This is a genomic window from Streptomyces sp. NPDC004838 (genome assembly GCF_053600955.1).
The window spans coordinates 1-11,463 of the sequence record NZ_JBSGAW010000043.1 but is presented as its reverse complement, the minus strand read 5'-3'; the positions used below and the strand labels follow the sequence as shown (position 1 = coordinate 11,463).

At 71.4% G+C, this 11,463-nt stretch carries 7 protein-coding genes; 2 read left to right on the top strand and 5 right to left on the bottom strand.

Annotation, left to right across the window (positions count from 1 at the left end; genetic code table 11):
- Positions 1-12: 12 nt before the first annotated feature.
- The 3 genes from ACWEFL_RS33480 to ACWEFL_RS33470 all read right to left on the bottom strand — a co-directional run bounded on the left by ACWEFL_RS33480 (position 13) and on the right by ACWEFL_RS33470 (position 4,177).
- Positions 13-336 (bottom strand): beta/gamma crystallin domain-containing protein, encoded by a 324-nt coding sequence (locus ACWEFL_RS33480; RefSeq protein WP_451720216.1) that lies wholly within the window; start codon positions 334-336, stop codon positions 13-15.
- A gap of 306 nt (positions 337-642) precedes the next feature.
- Positions 643-2,100, bottom strand: a complete 1,458-nt coding sequence (locus ACWEFL_RS33475) for an RICIN domain-containing protein (protein ID WP_451720213.1) — start codon at positions 2,098-2,100, stop codon at positions 643-645.
- Positions 2,101-2,182: 82 nt separating this feature from the next.
- Positions 2,183-4,177 (bottom strand): BTAD domain-containing putative transcriptional regulator, encoded by a 1,995-nt coding sequence (locus ACWEFL_RS33470; protein ID WP_451720210.1) that lies wholly within the window; start codon positions 4,175-4,177, stop codon positions 2,183-2,185.
- A gap of 513 nt (positions 4,178-4,690) precedes the next feature.
- On the opposite strand from ACWEFL_RS33470, the gene ACWEFL_RS33465 reads away from it, so the two are divergent.
- Both ACWEFL_RS33465 and ACWEFL_RS33460 read left to right on the top strand, forming a co-directional pair.
- The gene (locus tag ACWEFL_RS33465; protein ID WP_451720207.1) at positions 4,691-6,577 is read left to right on the top strand and encodes a glycerophosphodiester phosphodiesterase; all 1,887 of its coding nucleotides are present in this window, start codon (positions 4,691-4,693) and stop codon (positions 6,575-6,577) included.
- Positions 6,578-7,127: 550 nt separating this feature from the next.
- Positions 7,128-8,420, top strand: coding sequence for a helix-turn-helix domain-containing protein (locus ACWEFL_RS33460; RefSeq protein ID WP_451720204.1), 1,293 nt, complete (start codon positions 7,128-7,130; stop codon positions 8,418-8,420).
- Between the two features lie 259 nt (positions 8,421-8,679).
- Here the strand turns inward: ACWEFL_RS33460 and ACWEFL_RS33455 are convergent, their stop codons facing one another.
- Both ACWEFL_RS33455 and ACWEFL_RS33450 read right to left on the bottom strand, forming a co-directional pair.
- A complete protein-coding gene (locus ACWEFL_RS33455; protein WP_451720201.1) occupies positions 8,680-9,843 on the bottom strand; it encodes a TetR/AcrR family transcriptional regulator in 1,164 nt (387 codons plus the stop codon).
- A gap of 262 nt (positions 9,844-10,105) precedes the next feature.
- Positions 10,106-11,463, bottom strand: a 1,358-nt coding sequence (locus tag ACWEFL_RS33450; RefSeq protein WP_451720198.1) for an AMP-binding protein, incomplete at its 5' end; no start/stop codon positions are given.

Genomic DNA, 11,463 nt, shown 5'->3' with positions numbered 1-11,463 from the left:
CCCCGGCTCTGCTCAGTAGATGCGAATGTAGTCGATAGTGACGGACGAAAGGTGCCGAGTCGTCCATTTCGGAATGTTGTGATACACGCCGCCGGGCCCCCTGAGAATCACCTTGTTGTTCCCCGACGAAACCTTGGTCACATTAGGGATCTGATACATCTGGGTGGTCCCCCCATTGGCGAAGCACAACGAGCCGTAGCCCGCCGTGTCGATCCGAAGGAGGTCATTCGCACTGCAGCGCGTCTCGTTGATCGCCGCGGCGTTGCCGGCGGGGATCGCGATGACCAGAGCAGCCGCCGCCGCTACCGTCGTAACCGCCTTCGTGATTCTCTTCATTATTCTCGACCTCCAGATGTCGGACCGTAATGCCTTCACTCGCAGGCGTGGCGGGAATTTCCCGCCACGCCTCACGCTCCCATTGCCGACGAGACCTCGTCAACCGCGAACAATGAACGTGCAATACAGGTCGACATCAAATGAAATTGCGCCCGATCGGGCATGTCGTGCTGCCGTGCCGTCATAGAGATAGGCGAATTAAGGGGCCCTTTCCGGGTCCCCTTAATTCGCCTATTTTTCCTTCTTCGGAGAGCTGGGTGGAAGAGTACGGAAGAAGACAGCGGTGGCGAAGACGTCGTCCGTCCGTCAGGAGCGGGTGAAGATCCACATGTGGTTGTTCCGGCTCTCGGGCGCGCAGGGCCAGATCATCAGTTCGCGCCTCTTCTCGTCCCGGCCATAGGAGTCCAGGCACATGTCGGCGCTGGCGGCGTTGCGTATCCAGAACTTCCCGTCGGCCCGCTTGTCCAGCCACCACATCTGATTGTCCTTGGTGGTGCCGGCGCATCCGGACTGCGTGACCCTGGTGTCGCTGCCGGCGGCCTTGGTGCCGGGCAGGTCCAGGCACATGCCGTCCGAGACGTTGCGGATCTGGAAGAGCGGCACCCCGCCGGGCCCGGCCGAGTCGTAACGCTTCTCCACGTTCCACAGCTGGTTGTCGTCGGTGTTGCTGTTGCACGTCGAGTGATGCACCGGCCCGTCCCGCCTGCCGCCGGCGGTGGGGATGTCCACGCAGGTGCCGTTCGAGTTGTTCTTGATCAGCACCCGTGACGTGACGGCGGGCAGGCCGCTCGCCGCCGTCTTCTTCCGTGGCTCGGGGCCCGGCGCGACCGCCGGCTGACCGGGCACGGAACTCGGGCCCTTCGCGGCGGCCGATGGCGACGAGCCCTTCGTCTGCTTCCCCGGCTTCTCCGGAGCGGTCTGCGTGGGGGAGGGCGACTTCGCCTTCGGCTTGGTCGCCGTGGGCGAGGGCGACTCGGCGACGAAGGCACCCGCCGGTTCGCCGTCCTGGCCCAGAACGGAATCGGCGGCAGAGGTGTTGGCGACCTTCTTCTTCTCTTCGTCGTTCCCGGTCGCCATGATCAGCAGTGGTACGGCGATCAGGATGGCGCCCGCCATGGCGGCACCGGCGAGCAGGGGCTTCCGGGGTCGGCCGGACCCGCCCTCGCCGGAACCCGGCGCGTCACCACCGGCCCCGGCGGCGGCGGCGGTCGCGGTGGCGCCCCGGCCCTGCCCCCCGGCAGCGGCGGTCGCGGCGACTCCCCGGCTCCGCCCCGTAACGGCGGCCGCGATGACGCCTCGGCTCTGCCCCGCGGAACCGGCGGCGATTCCCCGCGCGCCTCTCCCCTCCGCGGCACCGCCGCCCTGGCCTCCCCCGGCCTCGCCGTTCCTGCTCTCCCCGGTGGTCGACCCGCCGCTCCCCGCGCCGCTGTTCCCGCTCTCCTCGGCGGTCGACCCGCCGCTCCTGGAGTTCCGCGCCTGCTCGCCACGGGACTCCCCCGACCCCGCGGCGGCACCCGTGCCGCTCGCCGCGGCACCGGCTTCCCGCCGTCCCGCCGGCTCGGTGGACCGGGCTCCTTCGCCTGCGTCGGGACTGGTCTCCGGTTCGCTTGAGGCGCCCCTTCCCCCACCGCCGCCTTCCCCGGTGTAGGCGGTTCGGGGCTCCCCGCCGCCGGTGAGGCGGGCCGCGATGGTCTCGGCGGCGGGCGCGGTGGCTCCCGGACCACCGGCGGAGGGTTCGCCCGGTTTCCGCTGGTTCTCGGACATGTACTTCTCCTTCGGCCCAAAAGGCGCTGCCTCGGGGCGGTGAGCGACGTCGGTGAAAAAGGGGTCGGTGTTCCGTGTTCGTTCAGTGCTCGGTCAGTCGCCCGCGCCGCGGGGGGACCGGGCGGGACGGACACCCGGACACCGCCAACTGGGCCAGCGGGCCGGCTGCCCGTAGATGCCTGGCGAGCCGGGCCCGGCAGGTGCCGTCGCGGCCAGTCAGCGCGTGGGCCAGCCCGGCGTGCAGGAGTTGCCGCGCGGAGGGGGTGAGGGCGTCGAGCAGCACCTCGTGGACCAGTTCCGGAAGCTGGTAGTGGCCGGCGGACGGATCGTCACCGTCCGGATGCCATACCAGCAGCCCGGCGGTGACGGCGGCGTCGACCAGCGACGGCAGCCGTTCGCGTGGCACGTCCTGGACCTCGGCGAGCAGACCTACGTCGAGCCGCCCGCCGTCGACGGCGGTGTGGGTGAGGACCGTCCGGGCCTGGGCGGGCAGCCTGGCCAGCCGGTCCTGGACCACGGTGCACACCGTGGGCGGCACCCGGGCGCCGGGCCCCGTGCGCTGATCCCGCGCCACCTTCAGCAGTTCCGTCAGGACGAAGGGATTGCCCTCCGTGCGCCGGTGCAGGACCTCGGCCCCGGCCCGGTCCTCTCCCTGCGCCACCAGCAGCTCGGCCACGTCCTGGACGGTCAGTGGTTCCAGGCGCAGCCAGGTCGTGCCGCGCCGGGCGAGATCCGCGAGCAGGCCGCTGACCTCCGGGTCATCGGTGCGGCGCAGGGCGCACACCACGGCCGAGGCGGTGTCCCTCAGCTGTGCGGCGAGCCGGCGCAGCCGCCCGTAGGTCTCCGGAGTGGACCCGTCCAGGTCGTCGAGCAGACAGAGCACGGGTGCCCGGCCCAGTTCCCGGACGAGCGCTTCCACCGGCTCCGGCTCGGATGGCGAGACGACGTCCGCCGCTTCGCCGGAGTTCCGCCGTCTCAGGAGGTCGAGGAGGCGGACCACCGGGCACGGCGGCGCGGTCGCCTGGCCGTCGGCGCCGGCCCGGCCGCCGTCGACGCGGACGACGGGCAGCCCGGCCTCGGCGGCTCGTAGGGCCAGTTCGTCCAGCAGCCGGGTCTTGCCGGTGCCCTCCTCACCGGAGACCACCGCCCACTGGGTACTGCCCGCCCATACCGTCTGAAGCAGCGCGTTGAGCTGCGCCGTCTCGTCCGCCCGTCCCACCAGCGGCGGCACGGCGGGCGTCCGCGGCGTCGGGCCGGCGGTCAGGCGGTGCGGCGCCCGGGGCCCGGGAACGGGGCCCAGGACATCGATGTCGTGGCGGAGGATGGCGGTGTGCAGGTTCTGCAGTCCCGGGCTGGGGTCGAGGCCGAGTTCCCCGGCGAGCAGGGTGCGGAACCTCTCGTACTCCCGCAGCGACTCCACGGGCCGCCCGGCCGCGTACAGCGCGCGCATCAGCAGTGCCCAGGATGTCTCACGCAGGGGGGCGTCGGCGGTGAGCCGGGTGGCGGCGGTGACGGACCGCTCCAGGTCGCCCTGCTTGATGAGGACCGTGGTCCGCAGCTCACGGGCGTCCTGGCGCGCGGCGTTGAGCCGCGCCTTCTCCCGCAGAGCGAAGGCGTGGTCGGCGGCTTCGCCGAGGGCCGGGCCGCGCCACAGGTCCAGCGCCCGGTCCAACTGCCGCAGCGCCCGGTCCAGATGCCCCTGCCGCAGCGCGGTGCGCGCCCCGGTCACGGACTCCTCGAAGACGGCGGTGTCCCGCGCCTCGCGGGGGACCCGCAGGGCGTATCCGACCGGGCCGCTGACCAGCAGCTCCGAGGGGCCCTGCCGCCCCGGATCGAGGGCCGACCGGAGCCGGCTGATGTGGGCGCGTACCGACGAGACGGCAGCCGTCGGTTGGTCGCCCTCCCACAGATCGCGGCAGATCTCGCCGAGGGAGACCTGACGTCCGTCCTCGATCAGGAGGCGGGTCAGCAGTACCCGCCGCTGCCGGGGACCCAGGTCGAGCGGGGTGGTGCCGCGCAGCACGGTGACAGGGCCGAGCACGCCGTACCACAGAGGGGAATCGTCACGGTTGTTCACGGCGTCCGACCACCTCCTGACGACGCCATACGGGGCAGGGCCAACGGAATGTACGGGGTGTGTGGACGGAACACCCGTCCCATCCGCACCACTTATCGGAGAGTAGGTCATCCGGGTGGCGCGTTCACACGAAGAGAGGCGTGGTGCGGTCGTCTCGGTTCACGAAGCCCGAATCCCTGCCCGTAAGGTCACCCGAAACCCATCCCGACATGCCCGTTCGGGCATCTCGCCGCGTCCATTCGGGCAATTTCCCGTCCAACCGAGGTCCACGCCCGGTTCTTGGGCCGGTACGGGCACCGGCTGAAGTCCCGGCGAGATACCGGCAGTTGAACACGACAAGGTTCCCGTCGGGGTAGATCTCACTCCAAAATCCGCCGCGAGGCCGCATATTCGCCCTTGTCCGGATCCTCGTATCCGTCAGAGGCCGGGCCGGCACTGCCCGGTCATGTGAACGACGGCCCGGGTTCTTCGCCGCGTACGTAGCCGTTCGCTCCGGCTTCCTACGTTTTCGGCATGTCCCTGCAAAGACTTCGCATCTCCGCCGCGGTTCTCGCCACCGCCACCCTCGCGTCCCTGTTCACAGCGTCGTCCGCCGGTGCCGGAACGATTCCCTCCGCCGTCGCCGCGGACGGCCGGAAGGTGCTCTCGGCCGACTTCTCGGGCAACTCCCTCCCCGCGGGCTTCCGCCCTGTCGAAGGCAAGTGGGAGGTGAAGGACGGCCGTCTGTACGGAACGTCGGCGGACGCCGGTCAGCAGAGCCGTATCACCTTCGGCCGGCACCTCGACGACTTCCGGATGGAGGTGACCGCGCGGTTCGAGTCCGTCAAGGACTCGGCGCGCTGGGTCGCGATGGGCATGGACGTCCCCGCCGACGGCTCGGTGCCGTGGTCCATCGCCACCATGCGCAGCGGCACCACCGCCTCCAACGGACTGGAGTTCGCCCAGCGCACCACGGCGGGCGGCTGGAATGTCACGGACACCGCCGCCGCCCCGTCGGCCGCCGGCGTCGGACGCGATGTGCGGATCGCCGTGGAGGTGCACGGCTCGAAGGCCCGGTGGTTCTTCGACGGCCGCGAGGCCATGCGCACCACGCGGGTCGTCCGCTCGGAGCAGGGCGTCGAGGCGCTCGTCGTCAACGGCGCCACCGTCTCGTTCGACGACCTCTCGGTCACCGAGCTGCCCGAGCAGGGCTTCATCCGCCCCGAGGGTTCGCCGATGACCGTGATCGCGCACCGCGGAGGCTCGTCGGCGGCGCCCGAGAACACCCTGGTCTCCGACGAGGTGGGCCGGCGCGGCGGGGCCGAGTACATCGAGAACGATGTACAGCCGAGCAAGGACGGCGTCCCGTACGTGATGCACGACACCACGGTCGACCGCACCACCGACGGCGCCGGTCCGATCCGCGACCTCACCTCGGCCCAGCTGAACGGGCTGGACGCCGGTTCGTGGTTCGCCCCCGCGTACACCGGCACCAAGGTCCCCACCCTGGCGGCGCAGCTCGACGATCTGCGTACGCGGGGCGGCGACATGCTGCTGGAGATCAAGGGCTCGCACACCCGCGACCAGGTCGCCACGATCGTGAAGACGGTCCGGGACAGCGGGATGACCGAGCGGGTCTTCGTGCAGAGCTTCGAGGTCGACCATCTGCGGTACGCCCGTGAGCTGGCGCCCGAGCTGCCGCTCGGCCTGCTGAGGAGCGGCCTGGACGAGGACCCGGTAGCCCTCGCGAAGGAACTGCGGCTGGCCTCGTACAACCCCTCCGACGGCGCGCTCGCCAAGCGGCCCGGCGTGGTGGCCGACCTGCACGCCGCCGGTGTCGCGGTGATGGTGTGGACGGTCGACAGCGCGGACCGCTGGAAGGCCCTCGAGTCGATGGGTGTCGACGCCGTCATCACCAACCGGCCCGCCGAGCTCAGCGGCTGGAACGCGGCTCAGCTCCAGAGCCGCCCGGAGCCGCCGAAGGCGCCGCTGGTGACCATCACCTCCCCGGCCGCGGGCGCGGACCTCGACCGTGCCCAGCGCCCGGTCGCCGCCGTGCAGGCCACCGGTGCGGACAAGGTCACGCTCACCCTGGACGGCTCCCCCGTCACGGCCGGCCGGCCGCTCGACCTCACCGGTCTCGCCGCGGGGCGGCACACCCTGCGCGCCGAGGCCACCGGACCCGGCGGAGTCACCCGCGCCGAGTCGGTGTTCACCGTCCGGGCCACCCGGACCGGCCTGGCACATCTGATCCTGACCACGGACGCCGACGCGAACCGCGTCGCCACGATGACGACCATGCTGGGCCGCGGCCACTACACCCAGCTGGCCGGCTGGGTGGAGAACCACTCCGGCACGCGCATACCCGCCGACCGCGCCGCGCTGATCGCCGCCGAGGCACGCGCGCTCGCCGCGGGCTGACCGGCCCGAGCAGCACCCCGTGGCCCCCGCGGCGCCCTCGCGCCGCGGGGGCCACGGCCTCCGCGCCGGCCACCGGCTTCGGACCGGCCGACCGGTCACCGGGGCGCACGCCCGGCGTGACCGTACCGGGAGCCGTGTCGCCGCCGGCGGTCCGGGACGCGCGCCGACCACTCACCCGAAAGCCCGACCATTCACCCGAAAGCCCGACCATTCACCCGAAAGCCCGGCTGCTCACCCGAGAGCCCGGCCGCGCCGCCGTACACCCCCGGACGCATCAGGCCAGGCACCGGACCGTGCGAGTACGTCAGGCGGCGGACCGTGCGAGTACGTCAGGCGGCGGGCACGGCGAGGCGTCGGGCGGCGATCGTGGAAGCGCTCCCAGCGCGCGAACTCCTTCGTCGTGCGCCCCCACAGGGTCTCGCCCCAAGGGACGAGCGAGCGGCCGAGCAGGCCGAAGGGCCCGTAGGCTTTTCGGCGGATTTCCTCTGGGGCCTGGTGCTCGCCGCCGAGAGCACGAAGAATGCGATGTCAGGCGATAGCGGAGGTGGCCTTGGACGCGTTCCCGCACGGCCCGGTCGAGGCCGGCGCCGGCGCCCGACAGGGCGCCTCCCCGGTCCTGAACGGCAGTCGACCGACTGTGCCGGACCGTCTACCGGCCGGTGACCTCTCTCCGGCGGACGGCATCCTCCACCATGCCGCCAATCTGCTGCTCGGCCGGGTCTCGATCGTGGCGGAGAGGGCGCTGGCCCGGATCCGGGTGGAGATCATCCACTACGCCAGTCCGCTGCTCGCTCCCCAGGACACCCTGGAGGCCGCGCACACCTCACTGGAGATCTCGGTCGGGTCCCTGGCCTCCGCCGAGCGGTTCGCGGAGTCCGGAGAGCGGGCCTGGGCCACGGGCCACAAGCGGGCTGCCGAGGGCTTTCCGCTGCTGGCGGTCTTGCAGGCGTTCCGCATCGGCGCCTCGGTGCTCTGGGAGAGCCTCGTCGAGGCGGTGCAGCAGGAGAGCCCCGACAGGGCGCATCTGATGGTGTACGCGGCCAACGACTACTGGCGCTGGGTCGAGCGGGACACCAATCTGATGCGCGAGGCGCATCGCCAGTGCACCGCGGGACTGCCGCCGGACGACGGCCGCAAGCTGCTGCCGGCCTTCAAGGCACTGTTGCGCGGGCACCACGATCCGCTGGACCTCTCCGCCGCCACGGTCACCCTGGAACTCCCGCTGACCGGGCGCTATGCGGTGGTCCGGCTGAACGGTCCGCGGTCCGCGCGTCCGTCCGACGCCGCCGTCCGCGAGGAGGTGGACGGCATCCAGCTCAACTGGTGCCCGTACACGGACGGCCAGGCGGTGGTGGCGCTGCTGCGGGACCGGCCGCTGGAGGAACTGGCGGCGGCGGTGCCGGTCGGTCCCGGCGCACGCGCGGGGATGAGCCCGGTCGTCGACGGCCTCGCCCAGCTCGGGCGTGCCCGGGAACTCGCGGAGCTGGCCCTTGGCACCTGCCGGAGCGACGGGGAACTGGCGGTCATAGGGGACCGGATATCCGCCGGTTTCGTACTGTCGCAGCCGGACCTGGCAGGTGAGCTGAGGGCCAAGGTGCTCGGGCCGGTGATGGCCCTGGACGCCGCCGAGCGGGAACTGCTGCTGACCACCCTGGAGGTCTGGCTGGACTGCCAGGGATTGGCGGGCCGGGCCGGTGAGCTGCTGTACTGCCACCGCAACACGGTACTGAACCGGCTGCGCCGGCTGGAGCGGCTCACCGGGCTGCATCTCGACCGCCCCCGCGACCTCGTCGACCTGACGTTGACTCTGGACGCGTACCGGCTGTACGGCGCCGGGGAGTGAGCCAGCGCGCCTGAAGGGGGGTGTGCGGCCGCACGGCCGACGCCGCCGGGGACTGTGCGCACGCACACACTTGTCCGCTCGCCGAGGAGCGGGGAGTGCGATCCCTTTGTCTCCGCCGGGCCGCGTGTCACAGTGGTCACGGCTGTCCGCCCGGTGTCACCGCCGACGAGGTGGAGGGGTTCGGCACGGTCGTCGCCGCCGGCCTCTCAGCCGCTCCGGCCTCGACACGGAAGACGTCGGACGAGCCGCCGCCGCGGGACTACCGGCTGGAGCTCCCGACCAGTACGGCCATGCCCAACTCCGTCAGGCGCCGGGGCAGATCGGGCCACTGGTCGGCGGTCCGGGAGCGGACCACGAAGTAGATCATCGCATGGACGGCATGGATGACGATCTTCAGTTCGGTCGGTTCCCGCCCCGGGAGGACCGCGTCGAGGGCCTGGGCCCAGACGTCCTGGTAGTCCGCCTGGAGGCGCCGGAGGGCGGTGCGTTCCTTCTCGGGGAGCTGATCGCGTTCGTTGGTCAGGATGCCGTCCAGGTGCCGGTGCTCGCTCGCCACCGCGCTATGGGCCCGGAGCAGCAGTTCGAGGGCCTCCCGCGGATCCCTCGCCTGCGCCAGCGCCTGATCGGCGGAGGCTCGTATCCTCTCCCCGCCGCGGTTCATGGCGGTCACCAGCAGGTCGGTCTTGCTGGGGAAGTGCCTGTACACGCCGGAGGCGACGATGCCGGCGGCCTCGCCGATGTCGGCCATGGTCACCGACTGGTAGCCGCGCTCGTCGAAGAGCCGGACCGCCGCGGTGAGCAGTTGCTCGCGCCGGGGGATCCGGAGCCCGCTGCCGGACGCGGCGGGTCCGTTCCCCGCGGGCCGGTCGGCCGCGGAGAACTCGCAGTGGGCGGCAGCCCGGGCCAGGCGGAACATCAACTGCTGGTCCCTGCGGCGTGACAGGGAGAGCCGGTGCCGGGAGCGGCTGCCCAGGACTCCGAATACGGCGCGGGCCACCAGTTCGGCCTCCGGCCCGCCGAGGTCGGGGCGGGCCGTCCTCAGCAGCGGAACCAGATGGGCCACCACCTCGAACTCGCGCTCTCGGATCACGTCCCGCTCCGAGCCGTCGAGGTTGCGCGCCTCGCGCTCCCAGATGGCGAAGACGCTCCGCGGCCTGGTGACGAACGCCGCCAGGGACCGCAGGGCCTCCTCCAGGTCAGCTGCCTCCCGGACCAGCGCGTCGACGCTGTCCAGGCAGTCCAGGACGGCCCACAGCAGCAGCTCCTGCTTGTTGCGGTAGTGGTAGTAGAGCGCGGACGCGGTGATGCCCAGGGCCTCGGCCACATCGGCGACGGAGACGTTGTGGTAGCCGCGCTCCAGGAACAGCTCGGCGGCCGCGACGCGGATCAGCGCTTTGCGGTTCGGCGGCCTGCGCGCTGCCACGTTCTGCTCCCTCTTGCCGGCGCCGGTGCGCCCCGCGTCCGCACGACGGGGCTCCGAAGTGCCCCTCAGAGTACCGAACCCGCCCAGGGGCGAACGCTGGGCGGGTCGGCGGCCGTCCCCACCGCCCGCGGGGGCCCTTGGCGGTGATGGTCTTCGTGACCGCCGCGCGCGCCACCGTGGGTCCGATCGGCCCGGACGTCGGCGTGGACGCGGGCGACCGGGTGCGCCTTCGGTTGTGGTTTCCGTCGCGGCAGCGGTGTGTTCAGTTCTGGTGGGTGTCGCGGAGTTCGCGCTTGAGGATCTTCCCTGCGGCCGACATCGGCAGCGCGTCGACGAACTCGACCGACCGGGGGGCCTTGTAACCGGCGATCAGGGCTTTGACGTGGGCCCGGATCTCCTGCCCGGTGGAGGTCCGCCCAGGCCGCAGCACGACCACGGCGTGCACCCGCTCGCCCCACTCCTCGTCGGGCACACCGATCACCGCACAGGACGCCACATCCGGATGCGAGGCCACAGCGTTCTCCACCTCGGCGGAGTACACGTTCTCCCCACCCGTGATGATCATGTCCTTGAGCCGGTCGACGATGTAGAGGTAGCCCTCCTCGTCCAGATAGCCACCGTCACCGGTGTGCAGCCAGCCGTCCCGCAGCACCTCAGCGGTCTGCTCCGGCTTCCCCCAGTACCCCGCCATCACATGCCCACCCCGAGTCACCACCTCCCCGACCTCGCCCGGCTCAAGCACGCCCCCGTCCGGACCCATGACGGCGAGCTCCACCGAAGGAGTGGCACGCCCCGCCGAACGCAGCCGGGGACCGCCCCGCACATGGTCCTCGTGGGCGAGCATGGTGAGCACACCGGTCTCCGTCAGGCCGTAGCCCTGGGTGAAACGGGCCCGTGGGAAAGCCTTCATGGCCTCGTCCAGGAGACTCTGCGGGCTGCCCGCGCCACCGTAGGTGACGGTCTCCAGACCGCTGACGTCGTACGAACCGAACTCCGGGTGCTCGCAGACCATCTGGACCATCACCGGCACCAGGATGCAGGTGGTCACCCGATGCCGCTGCACCGCGTCCAGGAAACCCTCCGCCGAGAAGACCGGGAGGAAGACCAGGGTGCCACCGATCACGGCCTGGGAGTACCAGCTGAGGAACGCCGCGATGTGGAAGAGCGGCGCGGTCAGCAGGGTGACCCCTCCTCGCTCCGCCGCCTTGTTGGCCAGGATGGAGCCGAACAGGCTGGTCAGCAGGCTCCGGTGGCTGATCATCACCCCTTTGGGGAGTCCTGTGGTGCCGCCGGTGTACAGCAGCAGGGCCACCTCGTCCCCACCACGGCGAACATCCTCCACCGGCTCGGCGGCGGCCACCAGATCCTCGTAACCCACCATGCCCTCGGGCACCGGACCCTCACCGCAGTAGACCAGCGTCCGCAGACCGGGACACAGCTCCCGCAACCGCGGAACAAGCGGCACGAACGCATCGTCCACCAACAGCACCCCCGTACCCGAATCCTCCAACGCATACGAGATCTCGGCAGGCGACCAGCGGACGTTCACCGGACTCGCCACCGCCCCCATCCACCAGCACGCGAAGAAGAACTCATGATGACGATCGGAGTTCAACGCCA